General features: G+C 50.4%; 22 protein-coding genes and 1 pseudogene. 8 read left to right on the top strand and 15 right to left on the bottom strand.

What is annotated here, in order from left to right; all coding sequences use genetic code 11:
• Nucleotides 1–75: 75 nt before the first annotated feature.
• From OGY15_RS18370 to OGY15_RS18325, 10 genes and pseudogenes are all read right to left on the bottom strand, one after another.
• Entirely contained in the window at nt 76–477 is a 402-nt protein-coding gene (locus OGY15_RS18370) for a hypothetical protein (RefSeq protein WP_210905128.1), read from the bottom strand.
• Nucleotides 453–1,757 carry a phosphatase PAP2/dual specificity phosphatase family protein gene (locus OGY15_RS18365; RefSeq protein ID WP_255588568.1) on the bottom strand — a complete coding sequence of 435 codons (1,305 nt, stop codon included), beginning with the start codon at nt 1,755–1,757 and terminating at the stop codon, nt 453–455. The genes OGY15_RS18370 and OGY15_RS18365 overlap by 25 nt, the downstream gene beginning before the upstream one ends.
• Nucleotides 1,747–3,507, bottom strand: coding sequence for a bifunctional alpha/beta hydrolase/class I SAM-dependent methyltransferase (locus tag OGY15_RS18360; protein ID WP_286540521.1), 1,761 nt, complete (start codon nt 3,505–3,507; stop codon nt 1,747–1,749). The genes OGY15_RS18365 and OGY15_RS18360 overlap by 11 nt, the downstream gene beginning before the upstream one ends.
• Nucleotides 3,500–4,141, bottom strand: a complete 642-nt coding sequence (locus OGY15_RS18355; RefSeq protein WP_151219306.1) for a lysophospholipid acyltransferase family protein — start codon at nt 4,139–4,141, stop codon at nt 3,500–3,502. Before OGY15_RS18355 ends, OGY15_RS18360 begins: the two co-directional genes overlap by 8 nt.
• Nucleotides 4,142–4,144: 3 nt before the next feature.
• Nucleotides 4,145–5,062 carry a phosphatidate cytidylyltransferase gene (locus tag OGY15_RS18350; protein WP_187259612.1) on the bottom strand — a complete coding sequence of 306 codons (918 nt, stop codon included), beginning with the start codon at nt 5,060–5,062 and terminating at the stop codon, nt 4,145–4,147.
• Nucleotides 5,059–5,664, bottom strand: a pseudogene (locus OGY15_RS18345) (CDP-alcohol phosphatidyltransferase family protein). The gene OGY15_RS18350 and the pseudogene OGY15_RS18345 overlap by 4 nt, the downstream one beginning before the upstream one ends.
• Nucleotides 5,665–5,773: 109 nt before the next feature.
• Nucleotides 5,774–6,100: a YdbL family probable chaperone protein gene (locus tag OGY15_RS18340; protein ID WP_151219308.1), complete on the bottom strand. Its 327-nt coding sequence runs from the start codon at nt 6,098–6,100 to the stop codon at nt 5,774–5,776.
• Nucleotides 6,101–6,107: 7 nt separating this feature from the next.
• A complete protein-coding gene (locus tag OGY15_RS18335; RefSeq protein WP_003020350.1) occupies nt 6,108–6,299 on the bottom strand; it encodes a YnbE family lipoprotein in 192 nt (63 codons plus the stop codon).
• Nucleotides 6,296–8,935, bottom strand: a complete 2,640-nt coding sequence (locus OGY15_RS18330; protein WP_286540516.1) for a YdbH family protein — start codon at nt 8,933–8,935, stop codon at nt 6,296–6,298. The genes OGY15_RS18335 and OGY15_RS18330 overlap by 4 nt, the downstream gene beginning before the upstream one ends.
• A 223-nt stretch (nt 8,936–9,158) precedes the next feature.
• Entirely contained in the window at nt 9,159–9,371 is a 213-nt protein-coding gene (locus OGY15_RS18325) for a hypothetical protein (RefSeq protein ID WP_003833193.1), read from the bottom strand.
• Nucleotides 9,372–9,625: 254 nt separating this feature from the next.
• Here OGY15_RS18325 and OGY15_RS18320 point away from each other — a divergent pair, with 254 nt between their 5' ends.
• Both OGY15_RS18320 and hslJ read left to right on the top strand, forming a co-directional pair.
• Complete coding sequence (locus OGY15_RS18320; RefSeq protein WP_151219311.1) at nt 9,626–10,615, top strand: 2-hydroxyacid dehydrogenase; 990 nt, start codon at nt 9,626–9,628, stop codon at nt 10,613–10,615.
• Nucleotides 10,616–10,727: 112 nt separating this feature from the next.
• Nucleotides 10,728–11,147, top strand: a complete 420-nt coding sequence (hslJ, locus tag OGY15_RS18315; protein ID WP_151219312.1) for a heat shock protein HslJ — start codon at nt 10,728–10,730, stop codon at nt 11,145–11,147.
• Nucleotides 11,148–11,160: 13 nt separating this feature from the next.
• On the opposite strand, the gene OGY15_RS18310 is transcribed toward hslJ, so the two are convergent.
• Entirely contained in the window at nt 11,161–11,427 is a 267-nt protein-coding gene (locus OGY15_RS18310; protein ID WP_151219313.1) for a putative hemolysin, read from the bottom strand.
• Between the two features lie 276 nt (nt 11,428–11,703).
• Between OGY15_RS18310 and nifJ the strand changes: the two genes are divergently transcribed.
• The 5 genes from nifJ (at nt 11,704) to ttcA (ending at nt 18,725) form a co-directional block, all read left to right on the top strand.
• On the top strand, nt 11,704–15,228 hold the full coding sequence (gene nifJ / locus OGY15_RS18305; protein WP_286540509.1) for a pyruvate:ferredoxin (flavodoxin) oxidoreductase: 3,525 nt from the start codon (nt 11,704–11,706) through the stop codon (nt 15,226–15,228).
• 364 nt (nt 15,229–15,592) lie between these two features.
• Nucleotides 15,593–16,717 carry a porin OmpC gene (gene ompC, locus OGY15_RS18300; protein ID WP_151219315.1) on the top strand — a complete coding sequence of 375 codons (1,125 nt, stop codon included), beginning with the start codon at nt 15,593–15,595 and terminating at the stop codon, nt 16,715–16,717.
• A 145-nt stretch (nt 16,718–16,862) separates the two neighbouring features.
• Nucleotides 16,863–17,075: a KTSC domain-containing protein gene (locus OGY15_RS18295; RefSeq protein ID WP_005126657.1), complete on the top strand. Its 213-nt coding sequence runs from the start codon at nt 16,863–16,865 to the stop codon at nt 17,073–17,075.
• Between the two features lie 81 nt (nt 17,076–17,156).
• Nucleotides 17,157–17,591, top strand: coding sequence for a universal stress protein UspF (gene uspF / locus OGY15_RS18290; protein ID WP_003020369.1), 435 nt, complete (start codon nt 17,157–17,159; stop codon nt 17,589–17,591).
• A 198-nt stretch (nt 17,592–17,789) separates the two neighbouring features.
• Nucleotides 17,790–18,725 (top strand): tRNA 2-thiocytidine(32) synthetase TtcA, encoded by a 936-nt coding sequence (ttcA, locus tag OGY15_RS18285; RefSeq protein WP_016156617.1) that lies wholly within the window; start codon nt 17,790–17,792, stop codon nt 18,723–18,725.
• A 105-nt stretch (nt 18,726–18,830) separates the two neighbouring features.
• Here ttcA and dbpA read toward each other — a convergent pair whose 3' ends face one another.
• From dbpA to OGY15_RS18265, 4 genes are all read right to left on the bottom strand, one after another.
• Nucleotides 18,831–20,204: an ATP-dependent RNA helicase DbpA gene (gene dbpA / locus OGY15_RS18280; protein WP_187252368.1), complete on the bottom strand. Its 1,374-nt coding sequence runs from the start codon at nt 20,202–20,204 to the stop codon at nt 18,831–18,833.
• Between the two features lie 28 nt (nt 20,205–20,232).
• Nucleotides 20,233–20,400, bottom strand: a complete 168-nt coding sequence (gene ynaL, locus OGY15_RS18275) for a proline-rich small protein YnaL (protein ID WP_187252367.1) — start codon at nt 20,398–20,400, stop codon at nt 20,233–20,235.
• 275 nt (nt 20,401–20,675) lie between these two features.
• On the bottom strand, nt 20,676–21,659 hold the full coding sequence (gene zntB / locus OGY15_RS18270) for a zinc transporter ZntB (protein WP_151219316.1): 984 nt from the start codon (nt 21,657–21,659) through the stop codon (nt 20,676–20,678).
• Between the two features lie 155 nt (nt 21,660–21,814).
• Nucleotides 21,815–22,924, bottom strand: a complete 1,110-nt coding sequence (locus tag OGY15_RS18265; RefSeq protein WP_187252366.1) for a methyl-accepting chemotaxis protein — start codon at nt 22,922–22,924, stop codon at nt 21,815–21,817.
• A 411-nt stretch (nt 22,925–23,335) separates the two neighbouring features.
• Here OGY15_RS18265 and OGY15_RS18260 point away from each other — a divergent pair, with 411 nt between their 5' ends.
• The gene (locus OGY15_RS18260; RefSeq protein WP_286540505.1) at nt 23,336–25,450 is read left to right on the top strand and encodes a putative bifunctional diguanylate cyclase/phosphodiesterase; all 2,115 of its coding nucleotides are present in this window, start codon (nt 23,336–23,338) and stop codon (nt 25,448–25,450) included.
• The last annotated feature ends 61 nt before the right edge of the window (nt 25,451–25,511 follow it).

Here is a 25,511-nt window from a genome sequence, read left to right as displayed (position 1 = left end):
GTGTTGAACTATATCAGCCTCAGTTTGATGCCGTGTGGCAACTATTGCGATGTCGATGAATAATCCTGACAAACGCTACATCAATAGCGCCAACCAGACAGCCCACAGAACCACAACCAGAAACAGTGTTTTTCGACATTGCTGCAATGCGCCAGACTGGCGTTCAGCCAGCGTTAACGTTTTCAACCGTTCGCGTCGCCAGATAAAACACAGCGCGCTTCCGGCCAGCTCATTGTTTTGCGTATTAATCAGCGAAAAATAACGCTCATCGAGCCACAGTCGCCAACAACTAAACCAGACTACAGCACATAGCAACGCTATGATGGCACGCAGTACACCTGATGGAGCAACAAACAGCACCCACACCATCGGCGGGAGGGAAAACAGCAGAATAAACCGCCAGCTTGCCAGCGTATGTCGGAGCAAACCATGCTGAAGTGCTTCACTATTTGTTACGTTGTCACTTTCCGTTGCCACTGTTGCAGCATCTCCAGATGTTTATCAGTCAGTACCACTTGCGGTCGACTCGTCCGAATCTGCGCTACTGCCTGCTCTACCGTTGTCGAATGACCATAGTGTAACAGCCACGCCGCTATCACCATTGCGCTGCGCGACAGTCCTAACGCACAGTGAACCAATACCGTGCCCTGTGCCTCACGCAGAGTCTCCAGAGTGCCTACCGCCTGCTGAAGTTCAGCTTCATCCGGGATCACTAAATCCAGCATCGGTACACAGTGATACATACGCGAGGCCGTCGCCCGCCCACGCGAAAACTCAAAAGTCACGTCGAGCACCGCTTTTTGCGCGGGCACAAAGCGCGGAAAACTACCAAGATAGACGCCATGTGCTACCGAACATGCCGCGGGCAAATGGCGGGTAAACCAGCGCATTGACAGCCACATTCCTGCACGCCACGGTAATGACAGCCAGTAAACGGTACAAGGCAGTCGGCCCTGCGAATTTTTAGCCATCACGGCCGCGCCGAATCCAGCGTAACCACAGCCGACCATCAAGAGGGCCAGTGCAGGCCATAACAACCATGCCGTCAGCGACACTGCGGCAATAGAACATAATGCCGAGCCCAACAGGTACCGGCGCATCAGCCTCAGACGCGCGGCATCCGGCTTACACCAGCGCCAGCGACGCTGTTCCGGTACCAGCCAGTCAATCAGCATTCCTGCCGCCAGCCCGGTGATAACGTCAATAAAATGGTGCTGCCAGGTGGTCAGCACCGATATCGCGATCAGTAAAGACCAGCCATCACACAGTCTGCGCCAGCCGCCGGTCAGGTGGCGATTGAAATGCCGCCACAGTAGCCAACAGAGAATGATATGTAGCGACGGCGACTGGTTATAGGGCAAATCGAACTGTTCAAGCTGTGCAAATAACCACCCCGCCGCCCCCGTCACTTCGGGGCGGGTAAAGCTAAACTGTAGCGGGAACAGTAAAAACCCCGCGCAGGCAATCACCGATGCCAGTACCAGCCTGAGCACCAGCCGACGCTGCTCGAAACGCGTGGTGCAAATAAACAGGGATAACCCGTAAAACAGATCCAGACTCCAGTAAGGGAGAATAGTCCACGGAATAAACGGAATGGCAGACTCCCAGCCGAAAACGATACTGCCAACGTTCTGATACTGAGCGTCCTGCCAGGCGGTAAACTCATTCACCTGGCCGTACGTAAGGAAAAAAAAAGGTGCCAGCAGCAATAACCAACCCACGGCCTGCACCATGACTTTACGCTGTTCAGGAAGCACGACGCACCGCCATGGAAACGGTGAAAATACCCCACTCATCAATCAATTGTGTGCACTTATCAAAGCCCGCTTCTCGGACCAACGCATCCATTTCGCCCTGCGTACGCACGCGCATCACCCACGCTTTGCCATCTTTATGACTGGTCAGCGACCAGGCAATCGTTTTAAGCTGCGGATGCCACGGCTGACCGGTGTAAATCAATATGCCCCCAGGCGCTATCGCATCAGCCAGCCCGGCCAGAGAGTTTTTAACCAGCGAATTCTCAGGAAAGAGCTCGTACAAACCGGATACAATCCCCAAACCGGGACGAGGTTCCAGCGCAGCCAGTTGTTCACGGTTGAAGGCATCGCCCTGTTCAAAACGCGCGATGTCAGTCATACCTCTGCTGGCGATCATTTCGCGCCCCTTAATCACGTTCAGCTCGCTGTAATCACGCAGTAAAATTGAACGTACAGCCTTTTCACCTTCCAATGCATCAAGCACATATCGTCCATGTCCGGCAGCAATATCCACTACATGTACCGGCGTGCCCTGCTCCGCCAGTTGCGCGACCGCCTGACCGATCAGCATCTGCAGATGGATCTTACGCTGACGGATCCCTTTCCAGCCCACGCTATTGAGGTAGTTTTTGTCAATCAAACGTCCCAGCGCGCTGCTGCCCTGCGGCTGATTACGGTAGACGTAATCCAGCGTGCTACCGGAATCAAAACCGGTTTCGAATCCCAAACGAACGCCCGTCGATTGTGTGCCTAGGAGCTTCATTCCATAGCGCAAGCCACGGTATGCAATGTCGTCGAGAGAATACGGCGCGGGTCCCCCGCTGAGCATCCGCCAGGTATCAGCACCAGGGCTCCAGCGATCTTCATTGCTATAATCAAAACGCTGTGGCGCCATAGCGTAAAGCGTGGTGATAAAATCACGCATTTTATCGAACGCCAGATGCCGGTCTTTTTCTCCCAACGTATCGTGGTAAAACCCTGGCAACACGTGCAGCTCTTTGAGCGGATTCCTCAAGCGCTGATAAAAATCAATTTGCGGCTGGCGATGCACAACAAAATCATCTCCGGATACCAACAACTGCACAGGCATCGTAATGGCGGCGGCATCACTGACAATGCGTTCTGCCGTTTTGTAGAGATCCAGCAGAATGTTCACCGCAATGGCCCGGGTAATCTGAGTATCAAGATTAAAGCTCGCCACACGCTCAGCATCGTGCGTCAGGTATTTTCCCTTAACATAAGAGTTAACAAAAAACAGGCCGCGCAATCGGTGCATTAACGCCAACCCTTGGCGCGCAAACGGCACATACAATTTTACTTTAAACGCCGGTGACGCCAGCACTAACCCGCGAATGGTGGGCGCATAGTCGTGAGCCCAGGTCGCAGCCAATACCGCGCCTACGCTCTGCGCTACCACCACCACATCTTCCATTGCTGCATGACTGTCAGCGGCGGCAAAACGCACAAACTCTTCAACATCCTGCACCGAACGCGCCAGCGAAGGACTGTAGCCACGCTGGCCCGGAGAGTGGCCGTGACCGCGCGCATCCCAGGCATAGAATGCGGTGTCAGGCATCGCCAGCTCATCGACGATATGTTGCAGTCGCCCGGAGTGTTCGTGACCGCGATGGAACATGACAATCACTTTCGGTGTCGCACCCGGCGCAGTTGCCGGCCAGTGACGGTAAAACAGCTCGGTGCTGTCGCTGGTTACAAATTGTTGTTCCTCAGGTACTCGAATATCACTCATGAGAATGCATTCCTTTAGTTTGTTGCTCCAACAGCAACAGTTGTTGCTTTAGTTCATCCATGAAGAGGTGTTTATCACCATGAAAATTCAACGTGCAGCCAATATTGACGTCTATAAACAGCGGCAGCGGTATGCGATTCCCTTTCGCCATGACAGATTCAGTGCCACGTAGCCAGACGGGAATGATCGGTACCTCCGGCACACGCTGACTGAGATGCCACAATCCAGATTTCAACGGCGACAATATTCCTGGCTCGCCCCGCGTACCTTCAGGAAAGAGGATCAGGATCTTACCGTTGCGTAATGCCTGTTCACACTGCGCCAGCGGATTGATTTCTCCTCCCTTTCGCGAAATGGGAATAATGTTGAGAATATTTAGCGCAAACCAGGCCATTGCTTTATTACGCAGAAAATAGTCTGCGGCAGCCACTGGATGAACTGACGACTGACGGCGCAGCGGAAAGAGCGAAAGCAACGCAAAAACATCCATATGGCTGTTGTGATTGGCGACAATAATTGCCGGGCCTCGTGTGGGCAAACGCTCTTTATGCCTGATACGCAGCCCAAGCCACAGCCAAATCACTGGCCAGACGATGCATAACGTAAACAGCATTCTCAGAATTGAGTTCAGCATAAGTTAATAGCAAAAGTAGCGAATGAAATGGAAAAATACCGGCGCGGTGAAGATCAGAGAATCCAGCCGATCAAGGATCCCGCCATGACCTGGCAGCAATGTTCCGCTATCCTTCACGCCGATATCGCGCTTGATTGCCGACATCACCACATCGCCACAAAAACCACTGATGCCGATAATCAAACCCGCTAACAGCGACAGCGGAATGCTTAGTGGTGTCATCAACGGCCCAAGCAGCGACGCCACCAGCGTGGTAGTCGCTACGCCGCCAACCAATCCCGCCAGCGTCTTATTAGGACTGACTCTGGGCGTTATTTTGATGCGCCCAATCGATTTACCCCACAGATACTGCGCAATATCGTTGAATTCCGTTAAGCCAACCAGAAACAGCACCAGCAATGCGCCAGTTTGCATGCCATCATCAGGCAGAACCAGTAAAAAAGCGACATGACTGAAGGCAAAAACGGTGGTCATCAGGCTCCAGTGATGCTGCGAAGCATAGCGCAAGAAACCCTGGGTATCGCCCGCAATGACCATCCGCACGGGTAAGAATAAAAATGCGTAGACCGGGATAAACACCACAAACATGCCATACCAATTGATGCCAATCAGCCAGTAGTTAATCGGAATAGCAATGAACATCCACAGCAGAGGCATGCGATCGGTCTGACGCGACGGCGCCAGCGTCAAAAACTCCTTTAACGCCATAAAGCTCACCAACGCAAAAAAGGTCAGTGCCAGCCAGTGTGGACTTAAAATAGCCAGAGAAAACAGGATGATGATGATCCACCAGGTACGAATACGTAACGTCAGTTCCCGCCAGTCTTTGTCCGGTCGTCGCCACACCAGTAATCCATTCACTGCCGTTGCAACCAGCAGCAATGCAAAAATGACTGCGAGCGACTTCTCCAGCAGCATCATTTCCCCTCCGCTTCGCGTAATGCACTTTTACAGCGATTAATTACCGTCCATAGCAGCAGGAGCGTAGCAACGCCCCACACCAGATTGTTCCATTGCACAAGCTGCGGCTACAGAACCAACGCCAGACCCCAAGCGCCAAATACCAGCGCTCGATCACTTTTACCCAACGGCCCGGCATAGCTGCGAACGCCATTAATCGTTTGTGCCAGGACGCCGCAAAACTCAGTCATTACTGCAGAGAACAACATCACCATAACCAGTATTACGTTACTGTCTGGGAGCAGCATAAACGGCAGATAAAGCGCCAGATCGGACAGAATATCCCCACTCTCGTTCAGAATAGCCCCAAGGCGTGATTGTTGGTGACATTCACGTGCCAGCATGCCATCGAGTGCATTAAGCGCCATTCGAATAAACAATACGATTGGCAGGAGAACAAAAAATTCAGGTTGGGAGAAAATCGCCAGTACGACACCGGTCACAATAGAAAGCGCCATCGCGGCGAGGGTAACGTGATTTGCTGTGACGCCTTTCTTATGGAGCCAAAACATCAATGGACGTAACAGCGCTTGAAAGGCGGGTTTGATCTGATAAAGCGTCATCATCATTCCTTGATAATATGTCTGTTTGACTATAGTAGATTAATCACTCCCCGCCTGCCTGATAGTTTTTTCGACTGAACTCAAAATCAGACTTTACTAACAAGTCAGGTTATTCTTTCCGTAACCACTTACCATTGATGCCCTGGACGTACTCTCCCGGTTTAGCGCGGGCAACCAGCTTTTGTCCGGCCATTTTCGCCACTTCATCAGCCGGAATGTTGTTGCTCTCAGCCAGTTGCTGATAGCTGGCGCTTCGCGCTTTATTAATTTCACTCACCAGCGCCTGCGTTTCGGCATCGGTTTTCAATGCCACCAGATAACCATTAAGCGTTTCGCCAACCCGCCCCTGAGTTCTGGCTTCATTCAGAGTTAAGGCCCACACATTGCCGCTGAGTAAACTCAGAGCCACCAGGATCACTGCAAGCTGTTTTTTCATCGTAACCTCAGAACAGATCGCTGCGCGATTTCAACAAGCTCTCAACGTCTTTATCGACTTTGATATGGATCTCGTGTTCGATTTTGACGTTCATATTAATCGTGATCGGTTCTTTTGGCGCAGCCACTTCGATTCTGGGTGTGCACCCGACCAGCAGAGATGACGCCAGCAAACCCAGCATCGCAGCTATCGTTTTCATTGTTGCTCCTCACATTCCTTGCCTTCCGTGCAATGGTTTTTCGGCAGCGCTGCATTTTGTTCAAGCCATGCCTGTAAATTGTCGCCAAAACGCAAACTGCGCCATAGCGTAAAGACATTTTCCTCGTGGGTGTAATTCAAATTAACCGTTCCCACTTTGCCATCCACCCGACTGTTGCCGGTCACCGTTGCCTGCATAGTTAAAACACCGAGGTTATCCAGATTTATTTTCGTCCAGGAATGGCTTATTTCCATATAACGCAGCCAGTTAATGGCCGCACCCGCCGTCATATTATCTTTGACGACGGCATCCGCCGTGTCCTTGTCAATACGCAGCGTCATGGGACCGGGGTTGGTCAGCCAGCCGTCTTTGATGATCCACTTTTCGTTATCCAGCCATAACGGCAACGCGCCGCTGACTGGGCCAGACATGGCGAATTGTTTGGGATTAACCGCGCTGATAAGCTCGCTGGAGGAGATATTCTGCACCCGCAATAATGCCGGATCGTGCTGCGGCATTCGCAGTTGTTGCATGATGACTTTGCCCCCCAGCAGTTCAGCGCTGACATCGCTTAACAGCAACGGATTGTCTTCACTCCAGGGATACGCCCCCTGCAGATCGGCGGCAATATTTTTCACCGTCACCTGATTCACCACTTCCGCGATACGCAGTGAAATAGGTCCACGGGTGCCAAGTTGCCACGCGCTTTCACTAAATCGAAACGGCAACACAAAATCGACGCCATTGATTTGGTTATCGGGCATCCAGGCGCTACCGCCTTTTAATACCCCATGACCACCCGCTTCAAAACCCTGCTCCGGAGCCGCTGAAAATGCGACCTGAGCATACAGCTCACCTTCGCGCAGCTTCATTTTCCAGTCAGGTGGGATGAGCGGTTGGAAAACGGTGAGCGATTGTTTTGGCCACCAGGCCTGACCGCGCAGGCGGATCCCGTCCCAGCGGCCATTAAGTTGTACGGGTCCAATCGCCCCCGCGTGAAGCTGGCCTTTGAACTGGAAAACTGTCGGGTCGGTACCTTCCACGCTAAATTTCAGAGTTGATGGCGGTAATACGCTTCCTCCAGTGAAGGTGGTGTTCCCTGCATCCAGCGACAGCGCGCCACTGAATGTCGGTTTGCTGGCATCTCGTACCCACACGATCGGCTCATCCATCACCAGACGCGGATTTTCCACCTGCATGGTGCCGTATTGCAGATGGTCAAAGCCGGTGGAGAGATCAAACAGCTTCAGGGTGTTGTCATGCCATTCCCCTTTACCCGCCACATCCCAGCGGGCATGCATCGGCGTAAAACTGCCTTCGCCCCAGTATCGCCACTGCCAGCGCCCCGCGTCAGGAAGAAAATCATTGGCCAGACCATCCAGATGCAGCTCAAAACCGCCCATCTGATTTTCATGCGCGCGCAAAATAGCCTGCAGACGGCCATCCACACCGCGTTGCGTTACTTTTACGCCCGCCAGCGGCCAGCGAATTTCGTCAATATCCAGCGAGTCAATCACACGTCCACTCGAACGCAGCAATGCTCCTGGCTCGAAAGCCAGCTGCGGATCGCTCAGGCTTCCGGTGAGTCTGGCAGGTAACTTGGCGTAGAAGATCAGGTCATCCTGTTTCGCCTCGCCGATCAGCTGCAACGGCATGTCGCTACTATCCACACCGAGCTTACCCGGTCCCAGAGTTAATACGGCGTTTCCTTTACCAGCATCGCCTTGCGTCAGAATGTTCAGTCGCCCGCTCACCATCGCATTTTCCAGCCCGGCCTGCCAGTTTTCAACTTTCATTCCCAACCGTCCACTGAGCGGGAATCCTTGATAAGGCCAGTTCCAGCGACCGTCGCTAATGGTGAGTTGCTGACGGGTTATTTCCCACGGAAGATCGAGCAGCGGATCGGCATTATCGCGGGCCATGACGATCAATTGCCCGCTGTTTTCTTGCCACTCCAGTTCGACGTCAACCAACGAAGGTTCCTGCGGCAAACTCAGAGAAGCAACCGCATGACCGCTCACCGGTAGTCCATCAGGAACCAGCGGCATAGTAAATTCACCGACCAGTTTTACCGGCGGCTGGCCTTCAAATGCTGCGATATCCAGCTCATTTACCGTGAGATTTTGCCCGTGCAGACGCCCCTGAAATTTAACTTTTTCACCCTGATAGCGTAGTTGCTGGGTCGAAGGCGTAAGCGAGAGAGACAGTTTCCCCTGCCACTCCTGCCAGGGAGAAAGAATAACGTTGTCGATGTTAATCCAGGTATTAGGTAGCATCGATTGCCATTCTGCCAGCGTTTTTGGCGCAACCGGAGAAGGCTCAGCCTGCGGCAATTTGGCCAGGCAAGCCGAGTCGAGCTCAATTGTCCCGACATTAAGCAACCAGCGGCTGGGATGAGAAAGATCCGCCTGAGTAACACGCGCTAGTGGGCAATCATCGACCAAATAGCGAAGTTCCGGGATATGCAGCCCATGCCGTGTCAGCCGTGGGCTCTCATCCAGCGCGATGCGCGTGCCGACAGGCAACCAGACGCCCACCAGCGTGGGAACCCACAGGCCAAGCGTCATGACCAGCGTCAACGGCACGAGAATCAATAATAAGAGAAGTGCCAGAACGGCTTTATATTTACCCTTCATGGGTAGTTAATATCCTGATTTAGCAAAAATTTAAGCCGGTTTAGGCCAGTATTGTGGCATGTTTACCTGGATATGCCCACATTAAGAATAGATGCCTAAGAGACATATGTATTATCTATGACTTTTTGGATCGCTAAGGAAATTGATAATTATTCAATAAGATAGACTATTATTTCATATGGCACGCTGTCACACGTGCCGTCTGACAGATAAAGATTCGGACTTAATGAGGCCTCAGTTGTCCATCGCTATGTTTAGGTCCTATACGGCCCGCTTCGATCAGAATTTCCTCAATAAGTTCTTCCAGGCACTCCCTACCGTGATGATCGCAGACCAGATGTACCTGTCGGGAAATCTCGTCAGGTTTCATACCATCACATAATGCCGCCTTCAGCATTAAGGTGGCCCATCGTTTTGCTTCAGAGTGAGTTAACATGACTCCTCCCGATATTTGCTACCTGTATAAGCGTAGCTGCCTGGATGTGATTCGGCTGGCTTTTTAACCACGTTGTATTGACCGTCATGAGCTGGATGAAAATTCTCCAGTTGTTGAAAACGCGTAATCTGCCCACACTAACCAGATATGCGTTGGAATTATTCATTACGTCCATGACTATCAATAATTTTTTATATTTTGTAAAATAATTTTAATTGAATTAATGTGACGTCAAAATCACTGGAGAAAGTCTTATGAAACTCGCCATCTATAGTACAAAACAGTACGACAAGAAGTATCTGCAGCAGGTTAACGAGACTTTTGGTTTTGAACTTGAATTCTTTGACTTTCTGCTGACGGAAAAAACAGCTAAAACCGCCCATGGCTGTGAAGCCGTGTGCATTTTCGTCAACGATGATGGCAGCCGCCCTGTTTTGGAAGAGCTGAAAAAGCATGGCGTGAAATATATCGCGCTGCGTTGTGCCGGGTTCAACAACGTCGATCTCGACGCGGCAAAAGAGCTGGGTCTGCAGGTAGTACGTGTACCAGCCTATTCACCGGAAGCCGTCGCTGAGCATGCGATTGGCATGATGATGACGCTGAATCGCCGTATTCACCGTGCCTATCAACGCACCCGTGATGCCAACTTCTCTCTTGAGGGGCTGACCGGTTTTACCATGTATGGCAAAACGGCTGGGGTGATCGGTACCGGTAAAATCGGTATTGCGGCCCTGCGGATCCTGAAAGGTTTTGGTATGCGCCTGCTGGCGTTTGATCCCTACCCAAGCGCTGCTGCGCTGGAGTTAGGCGTTGAATATGTCGATCTGAAAACGCTGTTTGCGGCGTCCGATGTTATCTCCCTGCACTGTCCATTAACGCCAGAGAATTATCATTTGCTCAATCACGAAGCCTTTGAGCAAATGAAAAATGGCGTGATGGTTATCAACACCAGTCGCGGGGCGTTGATCGATTCGCAAGCCGCTATCGATGCGCTGAAAAACCAGAAAATTGGGTCTCTGGGTATGGACGTGTATGAAAACGAACGCGATCTGTTCTTTGAAGATAAATCCAATGACGTGATTCAGGATGATGTGTTCCGTCGCCTGTCGGCCTGCCATAACGTGCTGTTCACCGGGCATCAGGCGTTCCTGACAGCCGAAGCTCTAACCAGTATTTCTGAGACTACGCTACAGAATCTGGCACAAATCTCCAAAGGCGAAACCTGTCCAAACGCCCTCTTCTGATTTCCGTGCTCCCCTGGCTTCAGGGGAGCATTTTCAGACAATCACCGATGATAAAACACACAGTATCATTATTATATTAAATGCTTCCCCGTCACAAACCCAGAGAAATACAATGAAGAAAGTTGTCACGTTGATTGCGCTCAGCATGCTGATGGCTGGCTGTGTGAGCAATGGAAAAGTTTCCGTCAATCGCGAACAGTTGCAGCACCACCGCTTCGTTTTGCAGAGCGTGAATGGTAAAGCCGTCACCATCGCTAATAATCCACCCGAATTAAGTTTTGGCGAAAACATGACGGTATCGGGAAAGATGTGTAATCAATTCCACGGTCAGGGCAAGCTGTCCGACGGCGAGTTGAAGGTCAAAGATATGGCAATGACCCGCATGATGTGCGCCGATCCACAGCTTAATGCGCTCGACGGGATCGTCAGCGGCATGTTTAAGCAAGGCGCACAGGTCGATCTGACAGCTGACCAATTAACGCTGGCGACAGCGGAACAAACGCTGACGTATAAACTTGCGGATTTAATGTAGGAAACGCGGTGGCTTAATAGTTACCACAGCTTCCGGCGGCAAGCGACTGCTCACTACAGCGTTTGCCGTTGGGTAACGCACACATGCCGATGGCTGAACCATCCAGTTGGCGTGCAACGGAGAGCGAACCTCCAATCATGGCGCAATTTGCCTCCCCAGAACTGGACATTGCGGCCTTCATTCCCGGTGCGACATGAGCGGCGGTTGCCTGTTGAACAGGTTCATTGCTACAAGCCGATAATAATAACGCGGCACACCCTACCCAAAACGCTGCGCGCATTTTACTCCCCTCTGAATATTAACCAAACGACACAGCCATAAATAATAGGCAGCGGAAACACCGCCGTCGAGAGGCAAAATGCGCATTTATGCGCGTTGTTTACATTTTCTGGCAATTTTTTGGCTGCTCCTTTGATCAAACCATTCATTCTGATTATTCCCAGGACACAAAAGCGAAAATCTGTCTTTAGCGCTTTTGCTAAAATAGAAAGATATAACTACAGGATTCGCCGCGGTTATGCGGGTCCCTCTTTTTGCGCAATGTAAGGGTGTCAGTATGATCACAATTGACGGTAATGGTGCGGTTGCTTCGGTCGCATTTCGTACCAGCGAAGTTATCGCCATCTACCCGATTACGCCCAGTTCGACGATGGCTGAACAAGCGGATGCCTGGGCCGGGAACGGGCTTAAAAACGTCTGGGGGGATACTCCTCGCGTCGTAGAAATGCAGTCGGAAGGCGGTGCGATCGCGACCGTTCACGGCGCATTGCAGACCGGCGCGCTCTCTACATCGTTTACTTCATCGCAGGGCCTGTTGCTGATGATCCCGACGCTGTACAAACTGGCCGGTCAGTTGACCCCGTTTGTACTGCACGTGGCGGCACGTACGATTGCCACTCACGCGTTGTCGATCTTTGGCGATCATTCCGATGTAATGGCGGTGCGCCAGACGGGTTGTGCGATGCTGTGTGCCAGTAGCGTGCAGGAAGCACAGGACTTTGCGCTCATTTCGCAAATGGCCACCCTGAAAAGTCGGGTTCCGTTCATTCATTTCTTTGATGGTTTCCGTACTTCGCATGAAATCAATAAAATTGTGCCGCTGGCCGATGACACGATCCTCGGACTGATGCCGCAGGCGGAAATCGATGCTCACCGCGCCCGCGCGCTTAATCCGGAGCATCCGGTTATTCGCGGTACATCTGCAAACCCGGATACCTACTTCCAGTCGCGCGAAGCGACAAACCCCTGGTACAACGCGGTTTACGAAAACGTCGAACAGGCGATGAACGACTTCGCCGCGGCGACGGGCCGCCAGTATCAACCCTTTGAATATTACGGTCATCCTCAGGCAGAACGCGTCATTATTTTGATGGGCTCGGCAATTGGCACCTGCGAAGAAGTCGTCGAAGAGTTGCAGGCTCGCGGCGAGAAAGTCGGCGTACTGAAAGTGCGTCTGTTCCGCCCATTCTCTGCCAGACATCTACTGCGCGCCCTGCCGGAAACCGTACGGAGCATCGCCGTTCTGGATCGCACCAAAGAGCCGGGTGCCCAGGCAGAACCACTGTATCTGGATGTGATGACCGCGCTGGCGGAAGCCTTTAATTGCGGCGAGCGGGAAACCCTACCACGCGTGATTGGCGGACGTTATGGACTTTCTTCCAAAGAGTTTGGACCGGACTGCGTCATGGCGGTCTTTAATGAGTTGACTAGCGCGAAGCCGAAACCTCGCTTTACGGTCGGTATCTATGATGATGTCACCAACCTGTCACTACCACTACCGGAAAACACCCTACCCGGTACCGCGAAGCTTGAAGCACTGTTTTATGGGCTGGGCAGTGACGGTAGCGTGTCGGCCACCAAAAACAATATCAAGATTATCGGTAACTCGACACCGTGGTATGCGCAGGGTTATTTCGTCTATGACTCGAAAAAAGCAGGCGGTCTGACAGTTTCTCACCTGCGCGTCAGCGAGCAACCTATTCGCTCTGCTTATCTTGTGTCACAGGCCGATTTTGTTGGCTGTCATCAGTTGCAATTTATCGATAAGTATCAGATGGTCGAGCGCCTGAAACCGGGCGGTATTTTCCTGCTAAATACGCCGTACAACGTGGATGAAGTCTGGGCGCGTCTGCCACAGGAAGTTCAGGCGGTTCTGAATCAAAAGAAAGCGCGTTTCTACGTTATTAATGCGGCGAAAATCGCCCGCGAGTGCGGTCTGGCTGCGCGTATTAACACCGTGATGCAGATGGCATTCTTCCATCTGACGCAAATCTTACCAGGTGACAGCGCGCTGATTGAATTGCAGGGGGCGATTGCCAAAAGCTATAGCAGTAAAGGTCAGGACCTGGTTGAACGTAACTGGCAGGCGCTGGCCCTGGCGCGTGAGTCGGTCGCCGAAGTGGCGCTGCTGCCGGTTGATCCACATAGCGCTAACCGCCCACCGGTGGTTTCTGATGCCGCGCCTGATTTCGTGAAAACCGTCACCGCTGCAATGCTCGCCGGCCTGGGCGATGCCCTCCCCGTTTCAGCGCTGCCGCCAGACGGCACCTGGTCGATGGGCACCACGCGTTGGGAAAAACGCAATATCGCCGAAGAGATCCCCATCTGGAAAGAAGATCTGTGTACTCAGTGTAACCACTGCGTTGCCGCCTGTCCGCACTCGGCTATCCGCGCCAAGGTCGTCTCACCAGAAGCGATGGAAAACGCCCCTGCCAGCCTGCACTCTCTGGATGTGAAATCACGCGATATGCGCGGTCAGAAATATGTTCTGCAGGTTGCGCCAGAGGATTGCACCGGCTGTAATTTGTGCGTCGAAGTGTGCCCGGCGAAAGACAGGCAAAACCCGGAGATCAAGGCCATCAATATGATGTCGCGGCTTGAGCATGTTGAAGAAGAAAAAGTTAACTATGACTTCTTCCTTGATCTGCCTGAGATTGATCGCACTAAACTGGAACGCATTGATATTCGTACCTCGCAGTTGATAACGCCGCTGTTTGAATATTCTGGTGCCTGCTCCGGTTGTGGTGAAACGCCGTATATCAAACTGCTTACGCAGCTTTACGGCGACCGCATGCTGATCGCCAATGCGACCGGCTGTTCATCGATTTATGGTGGCAACCTGCCCTCAACACCGTATACCACCGACGCCAACGGCCGTGGACCCGCGTGGGCAAACTCACTGTTTGAGGATAACGCCGAATTCGGTCTGGGCTTCCGTCTGACGGTGGATCAACACCGTGTGCGCGTTATGCGCTTACTGGAACAGTTTGCCGATAACATTCCGGCTGAACTGAATGACGCCCTGCACGCCGAAGCAACGCCAGAAGTACGTCGTGAACAAGTTGCCGCGCTGCGCCAGCATCTGAAAGATGTCGAAGGCGCGCAGCAACTGTTAACCGATGCCGACGCACTGGTCGAGAAATCCATCTGGCTGATTGGCGGCGATGGCTGGGCTTACGATATTGGTTTTGGCGGCCTGGATCACGTCCTGAGCCTGACCGAGAACGTCAATATTTTGGTACTGGACACCCAGTGCTACTCCAACACGGGTGGACAAGCGTCGAAAGCCACACCGCTCGGAGCCGTCACCAAATTTGGTGAACACGGCAAGCGCAAGGCACGTAAAGATCTTGGCGTCAGTATGATGATGTACGGGCACGTGTATGTTGCACAGATTTCTCTGGGGGCGCAGTTGAATCAGACGGTGAAAGCGATTCAGGAAGCGGAAGCCTATCCAGGTCCGTCGCTGATTATCGCCTATAGCCCATGTGAGGAACATGGCTACGACCTCGCGTTAAGCCACGATCAGATGCGCCAGCTCACGGCAACCGGATTCTGGCCACTGTATCGCTTTGATCCGCGCCGTGCAGACGAAGGTAAACTGCCGCTGGCGCTGGACTCTCGCCCGCCGTCAGACGCGCTGGCTGAGACATTGATGAACGAGCAGCGCTTCCGCCGTCTGAACGCACAGCAACCGGAAGTGGCCGAGCAATTGTGGAAGGATGCGACCGCTGATTTGCAAAAACGCTATGACTTCCTGGCCCAACTGGCAGGGAAAGCGGAAAAAAGCAGCACCGATTAATACGTGTCGTTAAGTATTAGTCGAGGATAAAAAAAAGCCCGAACAGTTTGTTCGGGCTTGTCAATTTATTCGCTGGCTAATCAGTCCTGAGACAAATCCCCCAACGAAAAACAAGAAGTGACAATAAAGGCATATAACCCGCGCAGAATAGCTCAACACAATTCACTTGTATAATTTTTATTTTATATATATCCATTTTATATATTCATCGTAATTATCACCATTTCTGTAGAATTATTTATTTAAGGTTATACTTAAGGCGTAACAATTCATATTTATCCCTTTACGGAACTTATCCTTTAGCATGCTTTTACTCCCCGTATGGGTAGTCACAGGTAAATAAAAAAACTAAAGGATTATTTCAATGAACAGAAAAGTACTGGCTCTCGTCATTCCTGCCCTGCTGGCTGCAGGCGCAACTCACGCTGCTGAAGTTTATAATAAAGACGGCAACAAATTAGATCTCTACGGTAAAGTAGATGGTCTGCGTTATTTCTCTGATGACGCCAACAAAGATGGCGATCAGACCTATGTTCGTGGCGGTTTCAAAGGCGAAACTCAGATCAACGATATGCTCACCGGCTACGGTCAATGGGAATATCAGGTCAATGCCAACACCACTGAAAGCAACCGCAACAACAACTTCACACGTCTGGCCTTTGCAGGTCTGAAATTCGGCGACTACGGTTCATTCGATTACGGTCGTAATTATGGCGTACTGTACGACGTAGAAGGCTGGACCGATATGCTGCCAGAGTTTGGCGGCGACTCCTACACCTATGCTGATAACTTTATGACTGGCCGTGCTAACGGCGTAGCAACTTATCGTAACACTGACTTCTTCGGTCTGGTAAACGGCCTGAACTTTGCATTGCAGTATCAGGGTGCGAACGAACAAGCGGGTGATGAACAGGAAGGCACCGGTAACGGCAGCGATCGTAACGTTCAGAACTCTAACGGTGATGGCTTCGGTATCTCCTCTACTTACGATCTGGGTATGGGTGTAAGCTTCGGTGCGGCATACTCTACTTCTGACCGTACTAACGATCAGGTTAACGCAGGTAAAGCTGGTGGCAACGTTGCCGGCGGGGATACAGCTGACGCGTGGACGACCGGCCTGAAATACGATGCCAACAACATCTACCTGGCAACCATGTACTCCGAAACCCGTAACATGACACCGTACGGCGACAGCGGCGTAGCCAATAAAACCCAGAACTTCGAAGTTACTGCACAATACCAGTTCGACTTCGGTCTGCGTCCGGCTGTATCTTTCCTGATGTCTAAAGGGAAAGACCTGAACGCTACCGACGGTGACAAAGACCTGGTTAAATATGCTGATATCGGCGCTACCTACTACTTCAACAAAAACATGTCCACCTATGTTGATTATAAAATCAACCTGCTGGACGAAGATGACAGCTTCTACACTCGTAACAACATCTCTACTGATGATGTTGTCGCATTAGGTCTGGTTTACCAGTTCTAATCCGTCAGCCCGCTGGCAACAGCGGGCTATCCTTTCTTTGGTAACCAATCTGTTTTATTCAGATCGAAATATTATATCTATTGTATTAAAACACCTCTTTGATAGATGATATCTTCATTAAGATCTGTAGTAGAGGATACCTGCAATGAATCATCATCCTGTAAAATCATCCCGTATTGCATCCGTCGGCTATGACGAATCCTCTCACACGCTGGAAATTCGCTTTCACCAATTGGCTACCCTGCAATATCAGCATGTCCCTGCGCGTATTTTTCGTGATTTCCTGAGCGTGGTCTCTAAAGGTCGATTTTACGACGGCGTAATAAGAGGCAAGTTTCCTGAAATCAAAATAAAGTGATGCCAAAATGTGATCTTTGTCATTGTACATAAAGTGCCATTACGCGGTAAGCTTTAGGTGGATGCTTAAACAGGAGGTTTTATGAACAGAACGATTCTTGTACCCATCGATATTTCAGACTCAGAATTAACTCAACGCGTTATTGCCCATGTTGAAGCGGAGGCCAAAATTGACGATGCGCAGGTCCATTTTCTGACCGTTATTCCGTCACTGCCCTATTACGCTTCCCTGGGTTTGGCCTACTCAGCAGAGTTACCGGCCATGGACGATCTGAAAGCCGAGGCAAAATCTCAACTGGAAGAGATTATCAAGAAATTCAATATCCCAACGGACAGAGTGCACATTCATGTCGCAGAAGGTGCACCGAAAGATAAGATTCTGGAGATTGCTAAAAAATTACCGGCTGATATGGTCATTATTGCCTCACACCGACCTGACATCACCACCTACCTGCTGGGCTCTAACGCCGCAGCGGTGGTACGTCACGCGGAGTGTTCGGTACTGGTAGTCCGCTAAGCTGTCTGGCCCGCACATCGCTGCGGGCTTTTTATTTCTACCACTTATACCTCACGATTCCTGCCCTAAATGTGCTGACATTTTTCCCGCTTATCCGTACCATACACGCCACTGTTTTCATATCAGACTTTTTTTGCCGGACTATCCGGCGTGATGCATACTCTTCTGATGCCACACTATGAATTGAGCCTCTATTAAATGTCGCAAAATCAAGATATTAGCAAGAAAGAACAATACAACCTGAACAAGTTGCAAAAACGTCTGCGTCGTAACGTGGGCGAAGCCATTGCCGACTTCAATATGATCGAAGACGGCGATCGCATTATGGTGTGCCTTTCCGGAGGGAAAGACAGCTATACCATGCTGGAGATCCTGCGCAATTTGCAGCAAAGTGCCCCAATCAGTTTTTCCTTAGTTGCGGTTAATCTCGATCAGAAACAACCCGGTTTCCCGGAGCACATCCTGCCAGAGTACCTGGAACAGCTGGGCGTTGAGTATAAGATTGTCGAAGAAAATACTTACGGGATTGTCAAAGATAAAATCCCTGAAGGCAAAACGACCTGCTCACTCTGCTCTCGCCTGCGTCGCGGTATTCTGTATCGCACGGCAACTGAGTTAGGCGCCACCAAGATCGCGCTCGGGCACCATCGTGACGACATCCTGCAAACGCTGTTTTTAAACATGTTCTACGGCGGGAAAATGAAAGGCATGCCGCCGAAGCTGATGAGCGATGACGGTAAGCATATCGTTATTCGTCCACTGGCTTACTGCCGCGAGAAAGATATCGAGCGCTTCTCCGAAGCGAAGGGTTTCCCGATTATTCCGTGCAACCTGTGCGGCTCACAGCCGAACCTTCAGCGTCAGGTCATTGCCGACATGCTGCGCGACTGGGACAAACGCTATCCAGGGCGCATTGAAACCATGTTCAGCGCGATGCAGAACGTTGTACCTTCACATCTAAGCGATATCAATCTGTTCGATTTTAAAGGCATCAGGCACGGTTCAGAGGTTGTGGACGGTGGTGATTTAGCGTTCGATCGTGAAGAGATCCCGCTGCAGCCTGCGGGCTGGCAACCAGAAGAAGATGATGCTCAACTGGATGAGTTGCGTCTGAACGTGGTGGAAGTGAAGTAAGTCGAGAATGCCGGATGGCGGCATAAACGTCTCATCCGGCCTACAATGTGCATACGCGCCTGTAGGCCTGATGAGCAAAGCGCCACCAGACATTTCAGTGGGCGTTTATTTCAATAAACGAACCCGGCAGGTTTTGCCTTTAATTTTACCATTTTGCAATTGCTTCCATGCCTTATGCGCTACAGTCTGACGAACAGCGACATAAACATGCGCCGGATGAACGGCAATCTTACCGATATCGGCACCATCCAGTCCAATATCACCCGTCAGTGCACCCAGAACATCGCCGGGACGCATTTTAGCTTTTTTACCGCCATCAATGCATAACGTCGCCATCTCTGCTTCAAGAGGCAGAACCGAGACGTTAGCGGGCGCAGGCAGCCAGTTCAGCTTCAGTTGCAGCATTTCTGAAAGAATATTGGCTCGCTGGGCTTCTTCTGGCGCACAGAAGCTAATCGCCAGACCGCTGTTGCCGGCACGCGCGGTACGTCCGATACGATGGACATGAACTTCCGGATCCCACGCCAGTTCGAAGTTAACCACCAGCTCGAGTGATTTAATATCCAGGCCACGCGCAGCGACATCGGTGGCAACCAGAACGCGTGCGCTGCCGTTGGCAAAACGCACCAGCGTCTGGTCGCGATCGCGCTGTTCCAGATCGCCATGCAGTGAAAGAGCACTTTGCCCCGCCGCATTCAGTGCGTCACACACGGCCTGACAGTCTTTTTTGGTGTTGCAAAAAACGACACATGAAGCAGGCTGATGCTGGCTGAGCAATTTTTGCAGCAGCGGAATTTTGCCGTGGCTGGAGGTTTCGAAAAACTGCTGCTCAATCGCCGGTAGCGAATCAACGGTATCAATTTCAATGGTTAATGGATTTTGTTGCACCCGGCCACTGATGGCGGCAATGGCCTCCGGCCAGGTCGCAGAAAACAGCAAGGTCTGGCGAGAAGCAGGCGCAAAGCGGATAACATCATCAATCGCATCGCTAAAACCCATATCCAACATACGGTCGGCTTCATCCATGACCAGTGTATTCAAAGCATCCAGAGAAACGGTGCCTTTTTGCAGGTGGTCGAGTAAACGCCCCGGCGTGGCGACAATAATATGAGGCGCATGCTGCAGAGAATCACGCTGTGCACCAAAAGGCTGCCCACCGCACAACGTTAAGATCTTGGTGTTTGGCAGAAAGCGGGCTAAGCGACGCAGCTCACCCGCCACCTGGTCGGCAAGCTCACGCGTCGGACACAGCACCAGCGATTGTGTCTGAAACAGCATGGCATCAATATGCTGTAATAATCCGAGACCAAAAGCCGCCGTTTTGCCACTGCCGGTTTTAGCCTGCACGCGAACATCTTTACCTGCCAGGATTGCCGGTAATGCAGCAGCCTGAACAGGCGTCATTTCAAGATAACCCAGCTCGTTAAGATTCTCGAGTTGGGTAGCAGGTAGAACATTCAGGGTTGAAAAAGCAGTCACAATTTAATCTCGCGATAAAAACTTACATTCAGCAGGCGCGTATCCTCGCAGATCTGCGCCCACGATGCGACAATTTAATCGGCTCTTCGTCCGGTGGCGGATCCGGCATCGGCTGCGGACGAGGAATGGGATCGGGAATGGGAACCGGATCGGTCGGTAGTGAATCAGTGTGTGGAGATACAATCAGACAACTCATATACCCCTCCAGTTATTGAGACTGACTCTTTTAGGGTAGACGTTGATTTCCTGCAGGCAAAAAAAAGCCGACTAATCTAAGTCGGCGTCGTACGAATCAATTGTGCTATGCAGTAATTCAAAAAAGGAAGTAAGACAATATGGAGCGCAACGCCCATCGCTTGACGTTGCATTCACCTGCGAGAGAGATATTGCCCCGAATAGGTAGATGGTTTATTGACTTCGCTCAAAAACCAGCACGTTTTCATGCGCAAAAGTCACTAAAAAACGTTGTTGTTACAACCATTTACTACGATGCAACCATAAAGTAACACCACCAATCAGGACCACTAACAGAATACAAAAAAGTGAGAAGCCAAATTGCCAACCACCACCAGGGATACCGCCGAGGTTAACGCCAAACAACCCGGTTAAAAAAGTGCTGGGAAGAAAAACCATTGCCATCAATGACATTGTATAAGTTCGGCGAGCCAGAGACTCCTGCATCACCTGCGCAATTTCATCTGCCATAATACCGGTCCTGGCAATACAGGCATCGATTTCATCCAGCCCTCTCCCCAGCCTGTCAGCAATATCCTGCATCCGTCGCCGATGGTCGTCAGTCATCCAGGACAACCGTTCGCTCGCCAGACGGGCATAGACATCACGCTGTGGTGCCATATAACGGCGCATCACAATTAACTGCTTACGCAGTAATGCCAAGAAGCCACGCGGCGGGATCTGCTGATCGAGCAGGTTATCTTCCAGATCGATAATTTTGTCGTGCAACTGTTCGATAAATTCGCTGGCATGATCGGTCAGTGCATCACAGACATCCACCAGCCAACCGCCACAATCAGCTGGCCCTGTACCTTCCTGGAGGTCGCTGACTACGTCATCCAGTGCCAGCACTTTGCGCTGACGCGTTGAGACAATCAGACGTTCATCCATATATAAACGCATCGCTACCAGTTGGTCAGGCCGCTCGTCTGTACTGCCATTGATACACCGCAGCGTGATTAACGTACCTTCTCCTACTCTGCTGACGCGCGGACGCGTGCTTTCACCCGCCAGCGCATCACGCACGTTATTGGGAAGTAAAGGCGTTGTCGCCAGCCATTGCGCACTTTCAGGATGAGTATAATTAAGATGCAGCCAGCAGGCATGCTGAGTGTCGATAACATCGTTATCTTCCAGTGGTTTCACCCCACCACGGCCATCCAACAGCCATGCAAATACGGCATCCGGCACATTAACATCCGTTCCCTTAATGGCTTCCACAGCGCCTCCACAAACATTCAGCTTTTTTCGTTAGTCTAGCCGTCAGAATATGTTAAGCAATATCTCATTGTCCCATTGTGCTGAAATGACTCATAAAAGTATCTGATAATAAGTAAAGCGCCGACAAATGCGGCGCTTGTTGCGAGGCGATTCTGTTAAGCCCGTTGGCGTCTCTCAGAATCAAAAGCGTGACTTAAGCGAAACTTGTGCGTTCGAGACTGGAGGTCTGTCACTTGATTTTTCAGAATATCCGAAGAGTCTGACAGTTCATCCACCATAATGGCGTTACTCTGAGTCACGTTTTCCAGTTCCGCGAGAGCATGAGTAATACTGATGATCCCTTTCTCCTGCTCCTGCGTAGTGGTTAATATCTCGCTCATCAGTTGGTTTAATTGCCCGGCACCACCAACAATATCCTGCATATTTTTTTCAGCTTCACGCACAATAGCCGCACCTTGCTGAACGTTTTCATGAGTTTGGGCAATCAGATGTTTAATATTCTTCGCGGCATCTGCGCTACGATGCGCGAGCATTCGCACCTCTGCGGCTACCACGGAAAAACCTTTGCCATGCTCTCCCGCTCTCGCCGCTTCTACAGCGGCATTCAATGCCAGAATATTTGTCTGGAATGCAATACCATCTATCATGGTAATAATTTCTGTCATCTGCTGCGCACATTCGGTGATCGACTGCATATTGGTTGCGACCTGCACCATTAAATCCCCCCCCTGCTGGGCAGATAGCGTTGCAATATTGGCCTTAGCACTCGCCATTTGCGTATTCTCTGCATTGTTACGCGTGCTGACCGCTATTTCATCCATGTTAGCAGCCGTTTGCATTAATGCACCGGATTGCTGCTCTGTCTTTACTGATAACTCAGCGCTGCGTTCCGCGAGCTGTTCAGAAAGCGCCATAGCCGTTTGCGAGGATGTTCTGATCTCATTAACCAGTGTTGAAATATTACTTGATAAACTATTAATGCCGGGTATTAATCTCCCCGCACAGTTATTGCCAAACTCTGGAATACTGATCGCCAGATTCCCGGACGTCACTTCCTCAATGCTTCTTTTAACCGTATTAATTGGCATGACCAAATATTTCGTCATGTACCACCATAGACATAATATAGAAATTAAGCTTACTGAGTTAGTCCCAATGATAATCTCTGGGGGGGCCGAAAGAAATATTTCAACGACATTTAGAAAAAACGCCGTAATGAGCAGAAATAAAATAATAAAGGTTCTGACACTAATATCATTTAACATTTTAGTCCTGTGTGCCAAGAAATAACATGGATATTATTTTTTATAGCATCTGCAATCAAGATTTCCATAGCGCTGAGACGAAAGACGAACTTTCAATGAGAGTTTGTAATCCTTTCACTTAAGGCAGGCAATTATACTGGTAGTTTTTATTAATTAAGTATTTTACCCTACAAAAAATGAGGCTGAAGCTTGTCGTTAGATTATTGTGATGGCAAGCACGCCGTGCGCACAAAATGCACAGAATCATAAACCCGATGAATATTTGTATAAGTAAAGGACTGTCATTTTCAATGTTCGCCCCTTCCCTCTAATAGTCATTGTAAAAATACAAGGACATTCCCGGTTTTATCAGGTTAACTGGACAAAACCTGCTAAATTTATCATCACGTCTTTTTTTCGATAGGTAGTAAGATGTTGCACGTGTCGTGGGACCCTGTATTGATTGGGATTTCCTTTGTGGTCGCGTTTATTGCCTCCTTTATTGCTCTCGACAGTGCGGGCAAAGTGGCAATTTCCAGCAGACGTGAATCTACCTTCTGGCGACTCTCTGGCGGCGCTACGCTGGGTATGGGGATCTGGTCGATGCATTTTATTGGTATGCTGGCCATGAAAATGAGTATGCCAATAAATTATCATTTATCCCTCACAGCGTTTTCGTTCTTTATTGCGCTCATTTCTGCGACAGTCGCCATCAATATCGCTATTTCTGGTAATACACTATCAACAAAACGCCTGATCATTGCTACCAGTATATTAAGCGCTGGTGTTGTCACAATGCACTATGTTGGCATGTATGCCATTATCGAACATGTGGCAATAACCTGGGATCGCTCACTAATCCTGCTCTCTGTGATTATTGCCGTCGCTGCATCTGGGGTCGGTTTGTGGCTGGCCTTTCATTTACGCCAAAATAACCGTCGAGCGCTAATAAATCGGCTTATTGCTGCTTTTATTATGGCGGTGGCAATAGCCTCTATGCATTACACCGGTATGGGAGCTGCTACGTTCACCCACTTTGGACACACTGCGCACGATGGTCTCAGCACGCTGGAGCTTTCTATCTGGGTCTGCGCCGTCACGCTTGTTATATTGGGGATCATGCTGGTGGTTTCGATGGTGGATTCGCAACTCCGTACCTCCCGACTGGCTGACAACCTGCATCAGTTGAACTGCCAGCTTGAGCATCAGGTTCACTTCGACGCGCTGACCGGTCTCGCTAATCGTACGCAAATAGACACCTGTTTAGTGGCCTGCCTTCGGCATTCTAAACTGCATCAACAGCATTTCGCGTTGGTATTTATCGACCTCGATCGTTTTAAAGTCGTTAACGATACCTGGGGACATCACATTGGCGATCAGCTACTGATTGCCAGTACACAGCGAATCTTCAGCTGCCTTGATGACTCAATGACGCTGGCAAGACTGGGGGGAGATGAATTTATCTTGCTGGTCCCTGACTGCAACCAGCAGGTTATCTCCACCCTGCTGACGCGGATTGCCGATGTGATCGGTGAGCCCTTTAGCTTGTTCGGGCATACCATTCGGGTTTCGCTAAGTGCGGGGAGCAGCATTTATCCTGAACATGGCTCAACGCTGCATGAGCTAAAAGTGAAGGCTGATATGGCGATGTATCATGTCAAACAGACGGGCAGAAACGGCTGGGCTATTTATCATCCTGAAATGGAAGCTATCGCGGATACGCCGCCGACATTTTTACAGGAACTGTCACAAGCGCTTGAACGCAACCAGTTTGAGCTATGGTATCAGCCCAAATATACCGCTGGAGATCATTCCCTGACCGGTTTTGAAGCATTATTACGCTGGCATCATCCGGAACGCGGCATGCTGCTGCCAGCCGAATTTCTTCCTGTGTTGGAAGATACGGGCCTGATTATTCCCGTCGGGAAATGGGTTATCCAGCAGGCATGCTTGCAGTTGTATCAATGGAAATTACAAGGGAATACAGAATGGACGCTCGCCGTTAACCTCTCACCCGCCCAATTTGAACAGCATGATATTATTGATGTTATTTGTAACGCCCTGGCACAATATCAGCTACCACCAGCTTGTCTCACGCTGGAACTCACTGAAAGCACCGCCCTTAAAAATTTAAAACGCAGCGTTGAAGTCCTGAATGCTTTCTCTACTTTGGGGATCACCGTTTCTATTGATGATTTCGGTACGGGTTATTCAAATATATTGATGCTGAAGTCTCTTCCAGCGCGCGAATTAAAAATTGACAGGATATTTGTCAAAGATATTAGTGAGAACAGCAAAAACACAAAAATTGTGTCTACCATTATTGACATAGCTCACTCCATGAATATGCGTGTGGTGGCAGAAGGAATAGAAACCCAGGAACAGGAAATACTCCTTACACAGATGGGTTGTTGCATGCTGCAAGGTTTCTTGTTTGCAAAACCGCTACCAGCACATAAGATTCATGAACTGATACAACCAGAAACCAGCATCAAACAAATGCCACTCGTACAACCCTTGTCTCACCGACAATCAATAACATTGTGAGACGCAATATCTAAAATATTCGCCTTTTAACGGGCAACACAGCAGATAAAGATAACGGGAT

It is taken from the genome of Citrobacter sp. Cu231 (assembly GCF_030332265.1).
Taxonomy (GTDB): Bacteria; Pseudomonadota; Gammaproteobacteria; order Enterobacterales; family Enterobacteriaceae; genus Citrobacter; species Citrobacter meridianamericanus.
This window is presented reverse-complemented; position numbering and strand designations above follow the sequence as displayed.